15 protein-coding genes are annotated in these 22,131 nt (G+C 35.0%); 7 read left to right on the top strand and 8 right to left on the bottom strand.

The window, feature by feature from the left end; translation table 11 throughout:
* Positions 1-42 precede the first annotated feature (42 nt).
* The 8 genes from AC2A1D_RS14735 to rimP all read right to left on the bottom strand — a co-directional run bounded on the left by AC2A1D_RS14735 (position 43) and on the right by rimP (position 15,124).
* Positions 43-1,737, bottom strand: a complete 1,695-nt coding sequence (locus AC2A1D_RS14735) for an amino acid ABC transporter substrate-binding protein (protein ID WP_484044332.1) — start codon at positions 1,735-1,737, stop codon at positions 43-45.
* 40 nt (positions 1,738-1,777) lie between these two features.
* Positions 1,778-3,364: a bacillithiol biosynthesis cysteine-adding enzyme BshC gene (gene bshC / locus AC2A1D_RS14740; RefSeq protein ID WP_484044333.1), complete on the bottom strand. Its 1,587-nt coding sequence runs from the start codon at positions 3,362-3,364 to the stop codon at positions 1,778-1,780.
* An 11-nt stretch (positions 3,365-3,375) separates the two neighbouring features.
* Positions 3,376-5,301: a putative porin gene (locus tag AC2A1D_RS14745; RefSeq protein WP_484044334.1), complete on the bottom strand. Its 1,926-nt coding sequence runs from the start codon at positions 5,299-5,301 to the stop codon at positions 3,376-3,378.
* 208 nt (positions 5,302-5,509) lie between these two features.
* Positions 5,510-6,961 (bottom strand): RagB/SusD family nutrient uptake outer membrane protein, encoded by a 1,452-nt coding sequence (locus AC2A1D_RS14750; RefSeq protein ID WP_484044335.1) that lies wholly within the window; start codon positions 6,959-6,961, stop codon positions 5,510-5,512.
* An 11-nt stretch (positions 6,962-6,972) separates the two neighbouring features.
* On the bottom strand, positions 6,973-9,972 hold the full coding sequence (locus AC2A1D_RS14755) for a SusC/RagA family TonB-linked outer membrane protein (protein WP_484044336.1): 3,000 nt from the start codon (positions 9,970-9,972) through the stop codon (positions 6,973-6,975).
* Positions 9,973-10,299: 327 nt separating this feature from the next.
* On the bottom strand, positions 10,300-13,275 hold the full coding sequence (infB, locus tag AC2A1D_RS14760; RefSeq protein ID WP_484044337.1) for a translation initiation factor IF-2: 2,976 nt from the start codon (positions 13,273-13,275) through the stop codon (positions 10,300-10,302).
* A gap of 76 nt (positions 13,276-13,351) precedes the next feature.
* Entirely contained in the window at positions 13,352-14,587 is a 1,236-nt protein-coding gene (gene nusA, locus AC2A1D_RS14765; RefSeq protein WP_484044338.1) for a transcription termination factor NusA, read from the bottom strand.
* Between the two features lie 69 nt (positions 14,588-14,656).
* Positions 14,657-15,124: a ribosome assembly cofactor RimP gene (gene rimP, locus AC2A1D_RS14770; protein WP_484044339.1), complete on the bottom strand. Its 468-nt coding sequence runs from the start codon at positions 15,122-15,124 to the stop codon at positions 14,657-14,659.
* 254 nt (positions 15,125-15,378) lie between these two features.
* Between rimP and tssD the strand changes: the two genes are divergently transcribed.
* The 7 genes from tssD to AC2A1D_RS14805 all read left to right on the top strand — a co-directional run bounded on the left by tssD (position 15,379) and on the right by AC2A1D_RS14805 (position 22,118).
* Positions 15,379-15,870 carry a type VI secretion system tube protein TssD gene (gene tssD, locus AC2A1D_RS14775; protein WP_484044340.1) on the top strand — a complete coding sequence of 164 codons (492 nt, stop codon included), beginning with the start codon at positions 15,379-15,381 and terminating at the stop codon, positions 15,868-15,870.
* A gap of 96 nt (positions 15,871-15,966) precedes the next feature.
* Positions 15,967-17,277: a UDP-glucose dehydrogenase family protein gene (locus AC2A1D_RS14780; protein WP_484044341.1), complete on the top strand. Its 1,311-nt coding sequence runs from the start codon at positions 15,967-15,969 to the stop codon at positions 17,275-17,277.
* Positions 17,278-17,327: 50 nt separating this feature from the next.
* On the top strand, positions 17,328-18,407 hold the full coding sequence (gene rfbB / locus AC2A1D_RS14785) for a dTDP-glucose 4,6-dehydratase (RefSeq protein WP_484044342.1): 1,080 nt from the start codon (positions 17,328-17,330) through the stop codon (positions 18,405-18,407).
* A gap of 1 nt (position 18,408) precedes the next feature.
* Positions 18,409-18,813 (top strand): hypothetical protein, encoded by a 405-nt coding sequence (locus tag AC2A1D_RS14790; protein WP_484044343.1) that lies wholly within the window; start codon positions 18,409-18,411, stop codon positions 18,811-18,813.
* A 37-nt stretch (positions 18,814-18,850) separates the two neighbouring features.
* Positions 18,851-19,714: a glucose-1-phosphate thymidylyltransferase RfbA gene (gene rfbA / locus AC2A1D_RS14795; RefSeq protein WP_484044344.1), complete on the top strand. Its 864-nt coding sequence runs from the start codon at positions 18,851-18,853 to the stop codon at positions 19,712-19,714.
* A 165-nt stretch (positions 19,715-19,879) separates the two neighbouring features.
* A complete protein-coding gene (locus AC2A1D_RS14800; protein ID WP_484044345.1) occupies positions 19,880-20,737 on the top strand; it encodes an ABC transporter permease in 858 nt (285 codons plus the stop codon).
* Positions 20,738-20,870: 133 nt separating this feature from the next.
* Positions 20,871-22,118: an ABC transporter ATP-binding protein gene (locus AC2A1D_RS14805; RefSeq protein ID WP_484044346.1), complete on the top strand. Its 1,248-nt coding sequence runs from the start codon at positions 20,871-20,873 to the stop codon at positions 22,116-22,118.
* Positions 22,119-22,131: the final 13 nt, after the last annotated feature.

Raw genomic sequence — 22,131 nt, forward strand, 5'->3', positions numbered from 1 at the left:
ATTTAATTGAATATTTAATTTAAGTTTAGTTTTTCTTTATCACTAAGGAACAAGCCTGATTACTCTGAAGCCTTTATTAATATATGCTCCATTTGCTTTCACTCTTTCAAACTCAAATTTGGTAGCCAACTGAGTTTGTACTTTATTCATTTGTTTAAAGATTTCTCCTTTTTTGTTTTCTCTTGTAAGCATATCATTTACTACATCGAATCCGATTACGGCATATTTGCCTGGAGTTTTGCAGTATTTAGCTTTATATGCATCTAAAATTTCTTTTTCAAAGCTTCCTTCTGTATTGATTTTTCTATCCATCAAATACACCAAACTTGCTTGGCTTAGTTCGTCTACTTTTTTATCAAAACTAGGAACAGCATACATACTAAAGGCTTTCAAACCTTGAACTTCCTTAGAAAGAGAAATTATTTTATTTGAAAATGCTTCTCCTACTGTATCATTATCATTCGCTAGAACAGCAATTACCGGTGCAGATTGCCCCGTCATCATATTTTGATCTAACTGAATTTCTGATGGCGAATTTACAATAACAACGTTTGCATTTTTCAAAGCTTTCTCAAAACCGGCTTTTAGGTAATTCGCATTGTCTTTTTTAGCATCTGCAACTACGTAAATTTTCTGGTTAGAATATACCGCTTTTACTTCATCCACAATCTTATCTGCATAGGTTTGATCGCTGGTTTCTAGAATTATTAAATTACTGTAACCATGCAACTCTGCAGAGTTGGCAAAAGGCGCCACAACAGGGATTTTCTGTGTTTTTGTAAAATCTAATAAATCTATCACATTCGATTTGAAGAATGGCCCAATAACAAGATCTGTATTATTCGGATTCAACTGCGTAAGAGAATTTCTAAATGATGCTTCGTTTCCAGAATCTACGATTTTCACATCCAATTTTTGTCCGTTTCTAGCATTTCTTTCAATCGCCAGTTTAGCTCCGGTAAGGAAGTCTAAAGCCATAGATCTGTATTGAGAATCGTTTGTACTATAGCCAAAAGGCAACATCAGCACAACATTTAGAGCATCTCCTGTTTTTTTGCTATATGCAGGATCCAGTTTTTTAACCTTCAAAACCATTCCGGTTTTAAGACCTTTTGATAAATCAGGATTTAGAGCAATAAGCTCATCAATACTGATTCCGTATTTATTTACAATAGAAAAAACCGTATCTCCGGCTTCAACTGTGTATGTTACATATTCTTCCTCTTGCAACGAAGCAGAATTTCTCTCGTTACCAGAATCTATTTTTGTTTTATTACCCGAATTTGGAGTCGCTACTGGTTGTTCTGTAACCACTACAGCCTGAGTTCCTCCGTACTTTTTTATGCTGCTTAACGGAAGTGTGATTTCATCACCAATCTTCATGTGATCATCAAGCTCAGGATTCAATTTACGAAGTTCAGCTTCAGTGATTTTATACTGTTTTGTGATCCCGTAAATAGTTTGCTTCGGTTGAAGAATAATTTTTCCTAGCGCTACTGTTTTATTTTCTGTAACAGGGGCTTTTGTTTGAGAAGCCGATTTAACCGTTAAAACTTGTCCTATAGAAATAGAACCACTTTTGGCGCTTGGGTTCAATCTGTAAAGTTCATCAACAGAAATATTGTATTTCTTTGAAATATTATACGGCGTATCGCCCTTCACCACAGTATGTGTTTTTTGTGCAGAAAGTCCTACAAACGCTACTAAAACAGATAAAACAAATAACTTTTTAATCATTATGTGACCTTAAATAGTTTACAAAAATACTCCTTTAAAATTAAATGGCAACAATTATCAGTTGGGATTGTTCCACATTCATTTCTTTGAAGCAAGTCTCAAGCCACTCATTCCCATGGTCTGCAAAAAATACACTAAAATTATAAACCCTTTCTTGCCAAATCTTTGCAGGATTAATTTCTATAAAAAGATTTTCAAGTCTATCCAACAATTCGCCTTGCTTTGTTTTTTCTGCTTTCAATAATCTTTTCTTTAATCTTAGAAATGATTTTAGCTGTCTTACCTCTTCTCCTTTCACCATATTTCCGAAAGATTTCTCAGTTTTTTCGGATAGGTTTTTAAGGTTTTCAAAATGGATTTTCAAGAAATTTTCTTGGGCTTCCAAGGAAGACAAAATTTCATTATTATCCAAAATTTTGCGATTGGTAATCTTGGTGAAATTTCCAAAGAAATCTTCAATATCTAAATTTAGTTTACCAACTTTATTCAGTATTTTTTCTTCCAAAAACAGCATAGAATTTCTCGGAATCAAAATTGGGAAAGGAATTTGAAGCGATGTAAAATAATCTTTCAGTTCCAACCAATACATAATTTCTGCGTTTCCGCCGATGTAAGCCAAGTTGGGAAGAATTTTTTCCTGATACACAGGTCGCATCAAAGCATTCGGACTGAATTTTTCCGGTGCACTTTTCAATTCATTGATGATTTCTTCTTTAGAAAAAGAAATTTCAGTGTCATTTACTAAAAATCTTTCCTGGAAAGGATCTATTCTGTTTCTCGTTTCCGAAAGGTAAAATAAGTTTATCTCACGCGGATTTACCTGTACTTTTCCGTAATTTTTGGTTAAAAAATCAACCTTTTCTTTTGCACTTTCCGACAACGAAGATTGAAGAATTTCTTCTTCAAAAATTTCAATCATTTGCTGTTTTAAGGCTTTTGCATCCCCATCAACAATCAACAAGCCGTAGTTTGAGAACAATCTGTTGACTAAAATACGAATCGCTTCCGTTAACGTTTTTCCAGCTTGATACGATTCTTTCAGCATCAAAACAAGTTCGGTTCCGAAAACACAATCTTTAAATTCAGTTTCAAATTCAGAAATAAAATGCGTGTCCGAAAGTTGAATTTTACCAACGACACCTCCACTATTTTCGTTGATTTCGTAGAAATTATTCTTCGTTTTAAAATGATTAATCTCCGCAAAATCGTGGTCTTCAGAAGCCATCCAATAGACAGGAACAAAGTTTTGCTCAGGAAATTGCTCCTTCAAAAGAAGGCAGGTTTTTACCGTTTGCAAAATTTTGTAAATGAAAAAAGCCGGCCCTGTAAACAAATTAAGTTGATGCCCAGTTGTAATGGTAAAGGTTTGCGGATCTTTCAGACTTTCCAGATTTTTTTGCTGACGTTCTGAAAGCGTAATGCCCGAAAGCTGCCTTTGCAATTCATGAAACAAAATCGTTCTTTGCTCTTCTGAGAAAGACATTTTTTTGTCTTGAATTTTCTGTTGGAAGTTTTCCTTTGAAAAAGTATCCGCTTCAAACCCCTCGATTTGTTTACCGATAAAGTCTTTGATAAGCTGCGGAATGCTTTCTATATTTTTAAAATCTAATGCTTTTATTGTTTTCAACTTTGTTGTTTTTAGTTGAACAAATACCAAACGATTCCGATATTTAATCTGAAATCATACACAGGATAATGCGGGAAAGCATAGGCTGTGTTTGGGCTAATTAAGTTTCCGATTTGTTGACCTTCGATGAAGAAAAACATTTTTTTCACCTTCATATTAAAGTAAACGTCCGCAATTGGCTTTCCACCAATCGCAAAAGAATTTGCTCCAGGAAGAATATATTCATTTAAAATCGGGAAATATTCTCTTGAAGAAAATTTGCTGAAATAATACACTTTCACACCTGTTTGTACTTCTGCAGCGCCTTTAAATGCTTTGGATTGGAAGAAAATATTTCCTCTTCCGATAAAATTTGGCAAAGGAAGCAATTCACTGTTAGACAACACATCTTGAAACTGCATTCTTGTATTTAAGTGAAATTTACCAAAACTAAATGTAGCATCGCCACCAATCTGAGAAATATTTACAGAACCATTGCTTTGTAACGGCTGTGCATCTGAGTTGAAATACGCATAATTATCGATTCTGTAATAGTTGGCAAAAAGCTGTGTTTTGAACCATTTTAAATTTACACTTCCACCAACATCCATGATCACTTGATTTTTAGGATCCTGAAGGAAATAATTATATTTTCTGTAAATTGACGTATTTGCTAAATAGTTAAATGACGGTGTGGCACTTTGGAAATTGATGTGTGCATCTACAAAATAATCTTTAATAGGCTCAAATTTGAGCGTATTGGTCGTTTTAAGGTAACTTCCAAATTCGCTTCCGTTAGAAAATTCTAAGAAAGATTTTACCGCCACTTTATCAAAAAGGTTGATTTGCAAATTTCCGACAGCCCCAACTCTGCTTTCTTTAATTTCACCTGGAACCGAAACTGTGGAGATTGTATTCTCATTCAACCCAAATTTTAGCATTTGATATCTTACACCTGCATCAAGTTTAAATTTTTCATTATCGAAAACCAAACTTACGGTATTACTGAAGTTGTCTGAATATTTTTTAGTGGAAGGCAGAAAGCCGCTCACCAATTCGCTGGAAGCGTCGTACCAATAATCGTCTGCTGCAGCCTGTGTATAATAGTACTTATTGCCTTGATGTGATAAAGTATGTCTTATTCTAAAAGGAAATTTTTCTGAGTTAAAAGGCGTAAACTGATGACTTAGATAATATCTTCTGTAAGAAAACTGCGAACTGGTGCCATCAAGATTTACCTGAGCATTCCATTTATTACGATAGTTTGAATCGCCTGCTTGAAAAAGATTGTCTTCTACGATACCTCCATTTTCCTGATTGTTTACGTTCTGATGAAGATAGTGCGCAAACAATTCATAGTTTCCTTTTTTAGAAGTATAATGTCCTGAAAAAATGGTATTGTTATTAGAAGCGAGATTATTTCTGTAAATTCCCTGAGAACGCAATCCGCTATATTCAAGTGCAAAATTGAATCTTTTCCCGATATTCTGAGTATAAGTTGATCGCAATGCGGCTCCATTTTTCATAGCATTATGATAAATGAAACTTGCAGTAGGTGTTTTTACATCATAGTAAAGGACATCATCTGCATTCAAAATATTGTATCCTTTGTTTGTTGGCAACAGTGATAAGTTCTGTTCAGCCATTGTTTCATAAGACAGCGGATTAAAGCCTGCCCCAATATTAGAAAACTGAACTCTCCCAAAATTATCTCTATTGTTGTATTGAGAAAAGATATATGTTTTATCAAAGGTAAGAACTGTATCGAACACCTTTTTAGTCGCAAACTGCTTCTGAATAAGATAATCGTTGATCGTTGGTTTAAAAATCTCTAAAGAATCTTTTTTTCCTGAATCTACAATAATGGTATCATTCGACTTTTTCCCTAAAGAATCTGTGATGATTTGAGCCTTGCCAAAAGCTCCGATAAAAAATATAATAAGAAATATGTATTTCATTGAGTTCAAATTAATCAAATCGTTTAAACAGATTTGCTTGGCAAAAATAAGAAATAAAGCCCAATAAAAAACCCTGCTCATAAAAGCAGGGTTTGTATAAAAAATAATTCAAAAATATGATATAAAAAATATAATTCATTTTTTAAATAATTATTAACTATAGTAATAAAAATTTATTTTAAACAAAATATATTACAAATAACTCATATTAGAAATGAGGATTATTTAAAATCTCTTCTTGAGGGATTTTTAAATACATTCTCTCATCATCATATTGGAAAGTTTGCCCAGCTAAGAATAAGTGGTTTGATCCTCTGGTGACAGCACCTTTATTTCTTTTCATAGCGAAGTAAGACTTACCTTCGCCCCAAAATTCTAAACGAGTGTTCTTATAAATTTCATTTTGAAGTGCTACTCCACTCAATGCATCAATATAAGATACGTCTGTAATCCTATTTTGCAAATAAGCTTTAAGAATAGTTTTCGCCTCTGTTTCTTGATTAGATTTTGCTAAAGACTCAGCGGCTAATAAATGAAACTCATCAACTCTCATATAGATATAATCTGTAATAACTTGTCTTTGTCCCATACTAACTCTTCCTGGATCAAAAAATTTGTTACCTGGATAATTAGTTGCAGTACCAACAAATTGATTACGTCTTGCATCATCTGTTCTCATACTATTATACAATCCTAGATCAATTCCTTTACGGTCTCCAACCCCAGCATAGCTATAAGTAAATACATCTACTTGACCCCACCAGCTAATCAGATCTAAACCATTAACAACTGCAAGATCCATTCCCCACATCCAACTTGGAGTATCTAATGAGTTGAAACCTCCACCTGAAGCAGTAGAACCTGCAGTATGAACCATTCTAATTGCCTGTTGCTTAGTCGTAATAGGAAACCCATAATTATTCATAACCTCTTTAGAAGTGGTCGCTGCCAATGCATATTGTTCTGTTGCTGCATAAGCGTAAGCTAACATTCCTTTTGCAACTGCTTGGTTGACCATCCCTTTATTTTCTCTCTGAAAGCCGTTTAAATACTGTACTGCCTTTGTTAAATCATCAATAATCTGATCGTAGACTTGCTTTTGTGTAGATTTGGGAGCAGCCGGTAATTGAGATTTTAAATACATAGGGATTGCAGCTTCCGATGGATTATAATTCTTAGTATATAATTGCATCAAATTAAAATAAGCATGAGCTCTTAACGCCTTAGCTTGGCCCATTGCAGACTTTTCAGAATCTGTTGTTGGAACATAATCAGTCCCACCCAAACCATCGATTACATCGTTTGTTGCGGCTATTACTCTATAATAATATCTCCAAGGTTTATAATTTTCTGTTCGAGTAAAATCTACTTGTGAAGCAAAATTAGCAAGATTAGAATACCACCCATAATTAAGACCTTCTAACACCATATCTTGAGACATCAAATCTCTATAAATATCGTAACCTTTTTGTCCAAAATCATCATGATTAGTTGTTCCTCCTGTACCTGTATTTATCATCATTAGATAAATACCATTAAGTTTTACTTGAAGTGGAGCATCTCCAATTGTTTCAGTAGGAGCACTTTCAAGAAACTCGTCTTGACAAGATATAGTAAGAGTTGCTAGTGCTAAACCTGATAATAATAATATCTTTTTCATTTCTAATTAAATTAAAAGTTAATTTTAGCTCCAAATGTTATCGTAGATAATGGAGCATACGCATATGTGCTAGATGCACCTGTCTCGCTTGCACTAGGATTGAATCCTTTTCTTTTTGTCGTAATCCAAAGATTATCACCACTCACAAATAAATTTAATCCACTTAATCCAATAGCTTTAATATAGTTTTGAGGAAGCGAGTATCCAAGTCTTACATTGTTTAAAGCTAAGAAATCAGATTTAACCAAGAACCTACTTGATCTTGCATTTGTATTTACATCTGCTGTGTAATTAGAAGACATCCTTGGAACATCAGTTACATCCCCAGGATTTTGCCATCTAGATAAAATATCTTTGTGCCAGTTATTATTTCCAACCTGTGAGTTATTCATTAATCCCGCATAAAGACCATCATAAGAATAACCTCCAATACTATAGAGGAATTGAATTCCAAATGTGAAAGATTTATATCCAAAATCAAAATTAAACGCACCTCTTAAGTCAGGAATTGCTGATTTATCTAAAAATTTCTGTGTCGCTTGAGAATACACTTCTGTAACACCTTGTCTTATATCCGCATTTGGATTCAAAGTCTGATATTCGTACAGAGAAGCAATTTGCTCTCCTGCATCAAATGCACCATTCCCATTATTATCAACATAATTCACATACCACTGAGCTGCACCTGTAGCAGAATTAACACCTGCATACTCTCTCATATAATAATCATATTGAGATCTTCCAGCAGCTCTTCCATAACCTGCTTCTGACAAATCCAATAATTTATCTTTCCCTGCAGCAACATCATAAGGCATTTTTGTAATTTCATTATGTAGATACTCACCATTAAAGCCAAAATCTAGATAGAAATCTTTTTTATCAATAATATGTGTTTTAACCGTAAATTCAATCCCTTGATTAATTAATACACCATCATTTACTCTAATTATAGCATTTCCTGTAGAAGGAGCTAATCTGTTATCAAAAATCAAATTATTAGTAGCCTTTCTATAATAGTCTACTTCAAGCTCTATTATATTTCTTTTAAACAAACCTAATTCAATACCTGTTTGGAAAATATTAGCTTTTTCCCAAGTTAAGTCTGGATAACCATTTCTATCAAAAGTAGCTCCCGGAAGTCCCATGAAGTTACCTGGGTTATATACATTATATCCTGCATAAAATCCTACACCACCTTGATCACCAACGGTACCGTAACTAGCTTTTAGTTTTAAGTTTTTGATAAATTTATTATCTGCTAAGAAATTCTCTTTAGAAACTAACCATCCTAAACCAGCAGAAGCAAAAGTATCCCACTTATCTGTTAAGAATCTTGAAGAACCATCACGTCTAATTGTTCCATTAAAGAAGTATTTGCCTTGGTAATCGTAGGTAACATTTCCAAAGTAACTTTCCAAAGCATAATTATTGATATAAGAACTCGATTGAGATTCTCCAATCCCCATGTTCAATTCAGGAATCATATCAATAATATTAGGTCTACCAGCTGAAAGGTATTTTTGCTCCCAACTATTACTTTCGTGTGCAGCAAATGCCTGAACATTGTGATCTCCAAATCTTTTATTAAATCTTAACAATTGCAACCAGTTGTAGGCCATCAATTCAGTTTTTGATTTAAAAATATATCCATTTTGGCTAGCCGCACTACCATAGAATGGGTTTGTAAGTTGATCGTTACTATTGTTATAATATTGCCCCCCTAATCTTGTTTCAAAGCTTAAAAACTTAGTGATGTCAGCCTTTAAAAACATGTTTGCATTTATTTCATGTTTCAAAAACTTGTTCTGGTTGTAAGTAGCATCTGCAATAGAGTTTGTTAAAGCACCGAATCCTCTTCCAGCAACCTCACCATAATCGTACTGATACCCTCCAAAGTATGGATCAGCTACTTTATTTCCATTAGCATCTCTTAAAAATAAAGGATAGATTGATGGAATATTATCTACAAACCAAAATATACTTCCTGAATCACTTGTTTGCCCATTACGATTAGCCTTTGAATAAGCGTATCCTAAATTGAATTCTCCCTTCAACCAAGGTCTCGCTTGGTGAGTTAAATTCAATCTACCATTATATCTTTCAAAATCCGAATTGATTGAATAGCCTTCATCATCCAAATATCCAATGTTGGTATAGTAAGTTGTTTTTCCAGTGCCACCACTAATGCTCAAGTTATTTTCAGTTCTTGAAGATGTCTGAAATGCATAATCTTCCCAATTTTCAGGATCATAAATTCGACTAGAACCAGGCCTTACCATTCCTGTATTTGGATCAATTAATTGAGTTGCCGGTGTACCCCAAATATTGTAATTTGCATTAATCCCCGCTGTTCCAAATAGGTTTGAATTAGCATAAGCAGTAGGATTAGCATTACCCAACAAACGCCCTCTATTTCGAAGTGCCTGCCAACTTAATGAAGCATACTCTTCCGGAGATTTGATGGTTTCATATCTTGGAAGCAACGCCATGTTAAAACCAACTTTTGACTCTAGCTGAATAATTGACTTATTAGCACGTCCTTTTTTTGTATTAATTACAACAACTCCATTTGCACCTCTTGCACCGTAAATAGATGTAGCTGTTGCATCTTTAAGAATAATTGTATTTTCAATATCTTCTGGATTAATTGAACTAACATTACCCGTAAAAGGCACACCATCCAATACATATAAAGGACTTCTATTACCATTTACAGAACCAAAACCACGAATTCTAATAGTAGCATCAGTACCTGGCTGCCCAGAAGTATTAATCACCCTAACTCCAGCTGCCTCACCAGCCAAAGCTTGGCTAACAGACGAAACATTTTTCGCATCAATCGCCTTAGAATCTACCTTTGAAGCAGTTCCAACATAACTTTCTTTTGGCACTGTGCTATATCCGACCAAAACAACTTCTTCGATCTCAGACTCTTTAGCAGCAGTGTCTTTGGGCTTCTGCTGTGCAACAACCGTTTGCCCCAGAAAGAACAATACACCCGCAGTTAGCACCTTTAATTTCACATTCATATTAACAAAATTTTAATATTTAACGTGACAAATATGTTAAAAATAATTAATATAGCAAATAACAAATCTAAAACAAATGCATAATTTCTACTCTATTTCAATTATCATCACTCTACATATTTATTAATACAACAATTTAGACAATCATAAATAGCTCATTAATACAAAAGTTCCACGTAGTATCCTGAATTTAACAGTTTTTAACTAATCTTAAAAATATTATTTAGAAACGTTATAAATTAACATAAAGTGTTTAAAAAAGCCACTCTCAAGTTGAGAGTGGCTTTTAATTTTATGCTATAAATAACTCTATTTCAGCTTTTTCTTTACCGCTACTTCTTCGTAAACTTCAAGAATGTCGCCTTGTTCAATATCGTTATAACCTTTCAAGTTAAGACCACATTCGTACCCTTTGGTTACTTCTTTTACGTCGTCTTTGAAACGTTTTAAACTTTCTAGTTCTCCATCGAATTTCACAATTCCATCTCTTAATAGACGAATCTTAGAGTTTCTGGTTACTTTTCCTGTAAGAACCATACAACCTGCAATTGATCCTACTTTAGAAATCTTGAATACTTCACGGATTTCTACGTTACCAATTACCTGCTCTTGAATTTCAGGAGAAAGCATTCCTTCCATTGCTTCTTTAACCTCGTCAATTGCTTTATAGATTACAGAATAGGTTCTGATTTCAATTTCTTCACGATCTGCAAGTTCTTTTGCATTTGCACCCGCTCTTACGTTGAATCCGATGATAATTGCATCAGAAGCCGCCGCTAAGTTGATATCAGACTCAGTGATCTGACCTACACCTGAGTGAAGAATCTTCACGCTGATTTCTTCTGTAGAAAGTCTTTGCAACTGATCAGAAAGTGCTTCAACAGAACCATCTACGTCACCTTTAAGGATAATGTTCAACTCTTTAAATTCACCTAGAGCGATACGTCTACCCAATTCTTCAAGTGTTGTATGTTTTTTAGTTCTGATAGACAATTCTCTCTGTAACTGCTCTCTCTTATTTGCGATAGCTTTACCTTCACTTTCGTCAGAATATACTCTGAATTTATCACCTGCAGTAGGCGCTCCGTCTAAACCTAAAATGGTTGCCGGAATTGAAGGACCTGCTTCTTTAAGATTTTTACCTCTCTCATCAAGCAAAGCTTTTACTTTACCGTGGTTTTTACCTGCTACAACATAATCTCCAACCTTTAAAGTTCCCGTTTGTACCAACATTGTTGCTACATAACCTCTACCTTTATCTAGAGAAGCTTCAATAACAACTCCGTTTGCAGTACGATCTGGATTGGCTTTCAATTCAAGCATTTCTGCCTGAAGCAACACTTTTTCCAATAAAAGATCTACATTGTTACCAAATTTAGCAGAGATTTCTTGAGCCTGAATATTTCCACCCCACTCTTCAACTAAAACCGAAGGATTTAAACCTGAAAGCTGTTGACGAATATTATCCGGGTTTGCATTTGGCTTATCTACTTTGTTGATGGCAATAATCATTGGTACACCTGCAGCTTGCGCGTGAGCAATTGCTTCCTTCGTTTGAGGCATCACATCATCATCGGCAGCAATTACGATAATTGCAATATCTGTAATTTGAGCCCCTCTCGCTCTCATCGCGGTAAACGCTTCGTGACCTGGAGTATCTAAGAATGTAATTCTTTGACCATTTTCCAACTTCACATTATAAGCTCCAATGTGCTGTGTAATACCTCCAGACTCACCAGCAATTACGTTTGTTTTTCTGATGTAATCTAGTAATGAAGTTTTACCGTGGTCTACGTGACCCATTACCGTTACAACAGGTGCTCTTGGCAACAAGCTGTCTTCCGTATCGATATCATCTTCAGAATCTGTATCTTCAAGATCAGCATCAGAGAATTCAATTTTATATCCAAATTCATCTGCTACCAACAATAAAGTATCTGCTTCCAATCTTTGGTTCATGGTAACCATAACTCCTAAAGAGAAACATGCAGAAATTACCTCAGTTGGAGAAACATTCATTAAACTAGCCAATTCACCAACTGTGATGAATTCAGTTACTTTTAATGTTCTGTCTGCAGCGTCCATCTCTTGTTGACGCTCGTCTTGCTCTCTACGGAAAGTTCTCTTATCTTTTCTGTGCTTAGCAGATTTAGATTTACCTCCTTTATTAGTAAGCTTTTCAAGGGTTTCCTTGATTTGATTTTTAACTTGCTCGTCTGTTAGCTCTACAGGCATAGTTCTTTGACCGCCTCTGTTTCCACCTTGGCCACCTCTGTTGAAGCCACCTCTGTTTCCACCTTGGCCGCCTTGTCCTGGAGGTCTGTTTCCTTGGTTGTTTCCAAAACGGTTTCCACCCTGTCCTTGACCTTGTCCTCCTGGACGATTTCCACCTTGACCACCTTGACCTTGTGGGCGATTTCCTTGTCCACCTTGCCCTTGAGGACGGTTTCCACCTTGTTGGTTGTTATTACCACCTTGCTGGTTTCCACCTTGTTGGTTATTACCACCTGGCTTTTCAATTCTCTTACGCTTTTTCTTAGCACCTGGTCCTGGTTTAGAAGCAAATTGCGTTAAGTCGATTTTTTCACCTACAATTTTCGGTCCGTCTAGTTTTTGGTAAACGGTTTCTATTTTTTGTGGTTCCTGAGATTCAGGCTCTACTACAGGAGCAGGCTTTACCTCTTCAGGTTTATTTACAACAACAGGTTTTACCTCTTCTTTTGCAACCACAGGCTTCGGAGTTTCCTTTACAGGAGTTGGAGCTGGCTTTTCTTCCGCTTTCTTTTCTTCCTGTTTTGGCTGGTCTCTTTTCACTGGTCTATTTTTAGATTCAATCTGAGAAAGATCAATTTTATCAAGAACTTTAAATTCTTGTTTTTCCGGAGCTGCTTTTTGCTCTGGTTGCTCTTTTGGTTTTTCCGGTTCTACTACTTGTTGTGGCTCCGGAGTAACCACTTCTGGCTCAGGCTTTTTACCTTCCAGATCTATTTTACCTAAAATTTTAGTTTCAGGTCTGTTTGATTTAGCTCTTATTACTTCAGGTGTTTTCTTTTCCTCAATCTCCAGTTTTTCTTCTGGAACTTTGGTGATTACCACCTCATGGGAAGCTTTTCTTTGCTCGCCATCTTTGGCAAACTCAGCTTCCAATGCAGAATATGCCGCTTCTTCTAGTTGAGCGTTAGGATTGCTTTCAACCTCAATACCCTTCGACTGTAAAAATTCTACTAATCTGGACATTGAAATGTTGAATTCCTTTACCGCTTTATTTAATCTAATTTTTGGCATCTAATATTTTTACTGTTTTTTTAATTTTTAAAATTAAAGTATCTTTTTACTTTTTATTAAGATTTACACTTTTGAATTAGTCTTCAAATTCTTCTTTAAGAATTTTCTTCACTTCTTCAATAGTTTCCTCTTCAAGATCTACCATGTTCAGCAATGTGCTTGTTTCTTTATCCAAAACAGACTTTGCAGTTGTAAGACCTACTTTCTTGAATTCCTGAAGAATCCATCCTTCGATATCGTCTTCAAATTCTGTTAATTCTACATCATCATCTTCGCTGGCTTCTCTATAAACATCAATTTCGAAACCACTTAGCCATGAAGCGAGTCTGATGTTTTGCCCTTGCTTACCGATTACTTTAGAAATCTCTTCAACTGGAGTGTACACTAAAGCGTAATTAGTCTCTTCGTTGATGTCAATTTTATTGATGGTAACATTTCCTAAAGCTCTCTTCACCAATAATTCTGGAGTTTTAGCCCACTGAATAACATCGATGTTTTCGTTTCTCAACTCTCTTACAACGCCATGAATTCTAGATCCTTTTACACCCACACAAGCTCCTACAGGATCAATTCTATCATCGTAAGCATCTACAGCGATTTTCGCCTTTTCACCAGGAATTCTCACTACTTTTTTCAAGATAATAGTACCGTCTTGAATTTCTGGAATTTCAAGCTCAAGCAATTTCTCTAAGAATTTAGGAGCCGTTCTTGAAATGATAATCTGAGGCTTAGAACCTTTAAAATCAACACTTTCTACGATTGCTCTAATGTTTTCACCTTTCTTAAAGAAGTCTGAAGGAATTTGGTTTTCTTTTGGAAGAATAAACTCGTTGCCTTCATCATCCAAAAGGATAACGTGCTTGTGGCGAATGTGATGAATTTCTCCAACCACAATCTCTCCGATACGGTCTCTAAACTGATCGTACAACATGGCATTGTTGTGCTCCTGAAGTTTTGTAGCCAAAATCTGCTTCAAAGTAAGAATGTTTCTTCTTCCTAACTGCGCAACAGGAATTTCCATTGTAAAATCTTCACCCACTTCGAAAGTTGGGTCGATTTTTTTAGCTTCAGAAATTTCAATTTCCAAATCATCATCTTCAGACATTTCGTCTTCAACGATTGTTTTGTTTAAGAAAATCTGAAAATCTCCTTTATCAGGGTTTACGATTACATCGAAATGATCGTCAGAATCGTATCTTTTTCTTAAAAGAGTCTTCAATGAATCTTCAATAATTGCCATGAGATCAATTTTACTGATCCCTTTTTCGTCTTTAAAATCACCAAAGGATTCAATCAACGCTATATTATCCATATCTATTATTATAATTGATAAATAATGGGAGATACATGATTTTTTCAATCAAATACCAACCATTTTTAGTTAAAACTTAATTACTACCAGTGCTTTTTTGATGTCGCTGTACAAAATTTCTTTTTCCTCTACTACATCTACTTTACCTTTACCGATGTCTTTCGGTTTTCTGTAGCGAAGAATTAAAGTAATTTTCTCTTCATCTACTTTTGCTAATTCTCCTTCAATTTTCTCAGAATTCTCGAACATCACTTCAATTTCTCTGCCGATGTTTTTCTGAAACTGTCTTGGTGTAGCCAAAGGCTCACTTAATCCTGCAGACATCACCTGAAGGCTAAAATCGTGTTCCTCACGATCCATATTAAATTCTATGGCGCGGCTCGCATCCAGACAATCCTGAACAGAAACCCCATTGTCACCATCAAGAATAACGGTAATGTCGTCTCCTGCAGAAATCTTTAAATCAATTAAAAAAAGATCCTCTCTTGTGGCGAGAAACTCATTTAATAATTCTTCTATTCTTTTTTTAAACTCCATAATATTTTTCCACTGATTTACTGTACGAAAAAAGGCTTTCTTTAAGAAGCCTTTCCATTTTTTCCGTAAATCTTCTGCAAATATAAGACAATTTTTAAGAAAATCCAAATAAGTCTAATTATCAGAAAGATATGATATTAAAGGAATCATTAAGTTTTATTCATAAACGAAGATTAAACCAAACAACAAAACATTTTAACTATTGAATAATCAGATATTTATACCTAAATTTACTAAAACTAAAATCAATAACTATGGCTCTTAACGCATATTTAAAATTAAAAGGACAAAAACAAGGAGAAATAAAAGGCTCTGTTGTAAAAAAAGGAAAAGAAAAAAGAATTGAAGTGATTGCCGTAAACCACCAAATCTCTACACCAAGAGACAGCCGTTCAGGTTTGGCAAGTGGAAAGAGAGTTCACCAACCTTTTATTATTACAAAACCCATCGATAAATCTACCCCATTACTCTACAGTGCATTGGCAAACAATGAAATGATTACAGAATTTGATCTTCAATTTTGGACTGCACAAAACTTACCAAAAACAACAACAGGAACAGAATACCAACATTACACAATAAAACTAACAAATGCCTTTATTTCAGAAATAAAATTTACGATGCCCAATAACAATCTCCCAGAGCTTGCAACACTTCCCGAATACGAAGAAATATCTTTCGTTTACCAAAAAATAGAATGGATTTGGAACGACGGAGCTGTTACTGCAACAGACACCACATCTTAAATGTTTTTAATAAGTAAAACCAACATCTTGTTAAATTAAAAAGACTGTGCAACAATTTTTAGTATTTTTGTCCCAAATTTTTAAAAACATACAATTTTGAATATTACCATTGTAGGAACAGGATACGTAGGATTGGTGACCGGAACTACACTTGCAGAACTTGGAAACTCGGTATACTGTGTAGATATCGATGCAAAAAAAGTAGAGGGAATGAAGCAAGGAATCGTACCTATCTACGAGCCCAACCTTGAAGAAATGTTCCTTAGAAACATACAAGCAGAACGCCTTTTCTTTACAACACAACTTAAAGAAGCTTTAGATAAAAGTGATGTTATTTACTTAGCACTTCCAACCCCTCCCGGAGAAGATGGTTCTGCAGATTTATCTTATGTTTTGAAAGTTGCCAACGACATTGGTGAACTGATGACAGATTATAAAGTAATCGTCAACAAAAGCACTGTACCTGTAGGAACTGCTGATAAAGTGAGAGAAGTGATTGCTTCAAAAACAGATATTCCTTTTGATGTAGTATCAAATCCAGAGTTTTTACGTGAAGGTTTTGCCGTGGAGGATTCTATGAACCCAGCGAGAGTTGTGGTAGGATCAAGCTCCGAGAAGGCGAAAGACATCATGGCTCAAATTTATCAGCCATTCACTAATACAGGGATTCCTATTATTTTCATGGATGAAAAATCTTCTGAACTTACAAAATATGCAGCTAATTCATTTTTAGCGGTAAAAATTACATTCATGAACGAAATCGCAAACTACTGCGAAAAAGTAGGTGCAGATGTAGACAAAGTAAGGCTTGGAATGGGTAGCGACGACAGAATTGGCCACCGTTTTTTATTCCCAGGAATTGGATACGGAGGAAGCTGCTTCCCGAAAGACGTTAAAGCTTTAATTAAATCTGGTAAAGACGAAGATTTCAATTTCCAAATTCTTGAAGCTACAGAAAATGTAAATATTTCTCAGAAAGTAATTTTAGTTTCAGAAATAGAAAAATACTTCAACGGAGACCTTTCCGGGAAGACAATTGCTGTTTGGGGACTTGCTTTCAAGGCAAATACAGACGATATTAGAGAAGCTTCATCTTTAGACAACATTCAACTTCTATTATCCAAAGGCGCTAAAGTAGTTGCGTACGACCTTATCGCGGAAGAAAATGTAAGAAAAATTTTAGGCGACCAAATTTCTTATGCTAAAACGATGTACGACGCTGTTGAAAATGCAGATGCATTATTTATTGCTACAGAATGGCCAGAGTTTAAAAACCCTAACTTTACCCTTTTAGGAAAAAAATTAAAAAACAAAGCCATCTTCGACGGAAGAAATATGTTCCCATTAGAAGTACCGGAGCAGAACGGATTCTTCTACAAATCTATCGGTAGAAAAACGATAGGATAAATTTTAAAATAACGCCAAAAGCAATTTACCATTCGCTAATAGCATAGAAAATGAAAAACATCATCATCACCGGAGGTGCCGGTTTTATTGGATCACACGTCGTAAGAGAGTTTGTAAAAAACAATCCAAACACCACCATCATTAATCTTGATGCGCTTACCTACGCCGGAAATCTTGAAAATTTAAAAGATATTGAAAACGAACCCAACTACGTTTTCGAAAAAGCGGATATTACAAAACCTGAAGAACTAAGAAAGGTTTTTGAAAAATACAATCCAGACGCAGTAGTACATTTGGCTGCAGAATCTCATGTGGATAGAAGTATTACCGATCCAATGGCGTTCATCAACACCAATGTAAACGGTACTGCCAATCTTCTAAATCTTTGTAAAGAATTCTGGACGTTAAACCCAGATCATACCCACGGAAGATTTCCAAACGAAAAAAGAACCAACCTTTTCTATCATGTTTCAACCGATGAAGTATACGGAAGTTTAGGCGAAACTGGTTTTTTCCTGGAAACAACTTCGTACGACCCACAATCACCATATTCTGCGTCGAAAGCGGCTTCTGATCACTTGGTTAGATCTTACGGAAATACGTACGGAATGCCTTTTATCGTTTCCAACTGCTCAAACAATTACGGTCCGAATCACTTCCCAGAAAAGTTGATTCCGCTTTGTATTTCTAATATTATTAATGAGCAACCGATTCCTATTTATGGAGACGGGAAATACACAAGAGATTGGCTTTTTGTAATTGATCACGCGAAAGCAATTCATCAAATCTTTAACGAAGCTAAAACTGGAGAAACGTACAACATTGGAGGTTTCAACGAATGGCAAAACATTGATTTGGTGAAAGAATTGATTAAGCAAATGGATGAAAAACTAGGAAAACCAGCTGGTTATTCTGAAAAACTCATCACTTTTGTAAAAGACAGACCTGGTCACGACAAAAGATACGCTATTGATGCCACAAAACTGAATCAAGATTTAGGTTGGAAACCGTCTGTAACTTTTGAAGAAGGTTTAGGAAAAACAATCGATTGGTTTTTGGAAAACAAAGAATGGTTAGAAAATGTAACTTCTGGAGATTACCAAAAATATTACGAAAAACAATATAACTAAAATGAGATTATTTTTTTTCGTAATATTTGCTTTAAGTTCAGTAGTTTTAAAGTCACAAGCTCCTCTACCCGCTAGATATAATTTAAAAGATTACAATAAAGAATTAATAGAAGATTACTTGAAGGAATCCAATTATATTAAACATTTAGAGAGGCTAGGAATGGAATATTATGTAACTTATTCTTTATCCAAAAAACGGCATGTAGATTATGATAAACGAGATGCTGTAATTGAAAAAATTATTGATAAAGATTTTCGAGATTTTGTAATTTTAACTTTTTCTTCCATACCCGAAGAGAATTTAAAAGCGATTACAGCGATTTACAAAAAATCAAAAGGTAAAATTGACACTTACGATGAATTTATTCTTATCAACTCTTCCGTTTTAGAAACCCTTTATCATTAAATTAAAGAAGAAATAGAAATAGAAAAACAAAATTAAGATGAAAGGAATCATATTAGCCGGAGGTTCAGGAACGAGACTTTACCCTCTTACGATTGCCGTAAGCAAGCAACTGATGCCGGTTTACGACAAACCTATGATTTATTATCCACTGTCGACTTTACTTTTGGCAGGGATCAAAGATATTCTCATCATCACCACACCGCATGATCAGGAAGGTTTTATTAAACTTTTAGGAGACGGCTCACAGATTGGTTGTAATATCGAATATGTTGTACAGCCAAGTCCGGATGGTTTAGCACAAGCTTTTATCCTTGGTGAAAACTTTATTGGAAATGATGCTGCAGCCTTAGTTTTGGGAGATAATATTTTTTACGGTTCTGAAATGGGAACTTTATTAAAAAATAAAACCAATCCAGAAGGAGGTGTTGTTTTTGCATATCATGTTTCAGACCCAGAAAGATACGGTGTTGTAGAATTTGATGACCAACTTAAAGCAATTTCTATTGAAGAAAAACCACTACAGCCAAAATCTAATTATGCAGTTCCAGGATTGTATTTTTATGATAATGAAGTGGTAGAAATTGCCAAAAACATACAGCCTTCCCCAAGAGGCGAACTTGAAATTACAGACGTAAATAACGTGTACCTCAGCAAAGGAAAGCTAGAAGTTGGCGTTTTAGACCGCGGAACAGCTTGGCTTGATACAGGAACGTTTGATTCTTTACACGACGCATCAGAGTTTGTGCGTGTTATTGAAAAAAGACAGGATTTCAAAATCGGATGTATTGAAGAAATCGCTTGGAGAAATGGCTTCATCAACGAAGAACAGATGCTAGAAGCCGCAGCAAAATACGGAAAAAGCGGTTACGGAGCTTACCTTAAAAAACTGGTTACGAAGTAACAAACTTACCATAAAATATAAAGCTATTGGCGAAAGTCAGTAGCTTTTTTGTTTAAAATTATTAATATCTTAGCTACTCTTTTCATTATATGTAAAGAATTATTCATCACCCAAGAAAGCCAAAATCAATAAATTATTATAAATTTGCAAACAAAAAGCCCACAAATGAATGAACCACAGCAAAAGTGGACAGAAACTATTGAGTCTAATCACTCGATATTTCAACTTAATTTAAAAGAAGTTTGGCGATATCGAGATTTGGTCTTCATGTTTGTAAAAAGAGATTTCGTATCCTCATTCAAACAGACCATTTTAGGACCTCTTTGGTTTTTTATCAATCCCATTTTAACGACCATTGTTTTCACGCTTGTATTTGGCAATATTGCCAAACTACCCACAGATGGTATCCCTCCCATCTTATTTTACCTCGCAGGAAATACGCTTTGGGGATACTTCAGCACCACCATGTTGAGTGTTTCTAACATTTTTACTGGCAATGCCGGTATTTTTGGTAAAGTTTACTTCCCAAGATTGGTAACGCCTATTTCTACCATTATTTCAAGTTTTATGCGACTTGCCATCCAACTTGTTTTATTTTGGGTTGTTTTGGCATTTTACATTTATAATGGCGAAGTTACGCCCAATTCTTGGGCATTATTCTTCCCCGTACTAATTATTTTTTTAGCATTATTTTCTCTAGGGTTAGGAATGATTTTTTCCTCTCTCACCACAAAATACAGAGATTTGTCTCTCCTTTTGGGATTCGGTGTTACTCTTTACATGTGGTTTACGCCTGTAATTTTGCCCACTTCACTTGTTAAAAGACAATTGGGAAGCTACGGCTTTATCGCAGATCTAAACCCTTTAACACCTATTTTCGAGTGCTTCAAATACGGTTTTATAGGATCCGGAGATTTCAACTTAACTAATCTTATGTTAAGTTTTGCCTTTATTATCATTGTTCTAATGATAGGAATCGTTATCTTTAATAAATCAGAAAAATCTTTTATCGACACGGTTTGATATGAGTAATAAGTAATTGGCAATGAGTAATAGATAATGAATAGATTGAATTCTTCATTAATAAAATTCTTAACGGATAGGTTTTGAATCTCATCCTTTGAATCATTCAATTTTGAATCTTAAATAAAAACACATGTTAGCTTTAAAAGCAGAAAATATATCGAAACAATACAGACTCGGTCAGGTTGGAACGGGAACCCTCACCCACGATCTTAACCGTTTTTGGCACAAAGTAAGAGGTAAAGAAGACCCTTACTTAAAAATTGGTGAAGCCAACGACAGAACTTCAAAAGGAGGATCTGATTATGTTTGGTCTCTTCGCGACATCAATTTTGAGATTGAACAAGGCGATGCAGTAGGAATTATCGGCAGAAACGGCGCCGGAAAATCTACCCTTCTCAAGCTTCTCAGTAAAGTAACCAAACCTACGACAGGAAATATCTATACCAACGGAAGAATTGCCTCTCTTTTGGAAGTAGGAACCGGTTTTCACCCAGAAATGACGGGTCGTGAAAACATTTTCCTTAATGGAGCCATTTTGGGAATGACCAAAAAAGAAATCACCAGAAAATTTGATGAAATTGTAGATTTTTCAGGAGTAGAAAGATACATCGACACTCCGGTAAAAAGATATTCTTCGGGAATGTACGTAAGATTGGCTTTCGCAGTTGCCGCGCATCTGGAATCTGAAATCCTTATCGTAGACGAAGTTCTCGCCGTAGGCGACGCCGAATTCCAAAAAAAATGCCTCGGCAAAATGGGCGATGTAACAAAAGGCGAAGGGAGAACGATTTTGTTTGTGAGCCATAATATTGCAGCAGTAAACACTCTGTGTAACAAAGGGATTCTTCTTGAAAATGGTAAAGTTATTCACCAAGGAATTATAAAAGACACTATAGATAAGTACATATTTAGAGGTTCTTCCGATACTGGAAAATTTATCAATGAAATTAAGACAAACACCATTACAGAAATAAAAGTTATTGATCAGAACCTAAAAGAAAATAATAGCTTTAATTTCAATGATGAAGTTTCTATACTTTTTAAAATACATCTTCGGAAAGAAAGCCAGTACAAAAGTTTTATTGCTTTTAGAGTAAACGACCAACGAGAAAGAGCTGTGTTTTCAACTCAAGTTGATTTGAGAGATTTTGATTCTAATTCAGAAGAAATAATAATATTATGCAAAATTCCTCGAGGTATCTTAGTTCCTAATACATATAAACTAACTGTAGCATTAAGAGAGCCTAAAGGTCATATCTTCTTTGCGGAGGAAGAAATTGTAAATTTCACAATTCAAGAAACTGGATCATCCATGCAAAATTATGATGGTCAAGACTATGGGTGCGTTTTCTTGGATTGTAAATGGAAACAAATTTAAATTTATTAAAACA

This window comes from Chryseobacterium sp. HNCC26DJ239, assembly GCF_057180445.1.

Excerpts from the sequence above, each read along its gene's own strand:
- AC2A1D_RS14790 (WP_484044343.1), top strand. The coding sequence starts at position 18,409 with ATGAGATTATTTTTTTTCGTAATATTTGCTTTAAGTTCAGTAGTTTTA.
- rimP (WP_484044339.1), bottom strand. The coding sequence starts at position 15,124 with ATGGAGTTTAAAAAAAGAATAGAAGAATTATTAAATGAGTTTCTCGCC.
- tssD (WP_484044340.1), top strand. The coding sequence starts at position 15,379 with ATGGCTCTTAACGCATATTTAAAATTAAAAGGACAAAAACAAGGAGAA.
- AC2A1D_RS14805 (WP_484044346.1), top strand. The coding sequence starts at position 20,871 with ATGTTAGCTTTAAAAGCAGAAAATATATCGAAACAATACAGACTCGGT.
- AC2A1D_RS14800 (WP_484044345.1), top strand. The coding sequence starts at position 19,880 with ATGAATGAACCACAGCAAAAGTGGACAGAAACTATTGAGTCTAATCAC.
- AC2A1D_RS14750 (WP_484044335.1), bottom strand. The coding sequence starts at position 6,961 with ATGAAAAAGATATTATTATTATCAGGTTTAGCACTAGCAACTCTTACT.
- nusA (WP_484044338.1), bottom strand. The coding sequence starts at position 14,587 with ATGGATAATATAGCGTTGATTGAATCCTTTGGTGATTTTAAAGACGAA.
- AC2A1D_RS14735 (WP_484044332.1), bottom strand. The coding sequence starts at position 1,737 with ATGATTAAAAAGTTATTTGTTTTATCTGTTTTAGTAGCGTTTGTAGGA.
- infB (WP_484044337.1), bottom strand. The coding sequence starts at position 13,275 with ATGCCAAAAATTAGATTAAATAAAGCGGTAAAGGAATTCAACATTTCA.
- AC2A1D_RS14745 (WP_484044334.1), bottom strand. The coding sequence starts at position 5,301 with ATGAAATACATATTTCTTATTATATTTTTTATCGGAGCTTTTGGCAAG.
- rfbB (WP_484044342.1), top strand. The coding sequence starts at position 17,328 with ATGAAAAACATCATCATCACCGGAGGTGCCGGTTTTATTGGATCACAC.
- rfbA (WP_484044344.1), top strand. The coding sequence starts at position 18,851 with ATGAAAGGAATCATATTAGCCGGAGGTTCAGGAACGAGACTTTACCCT.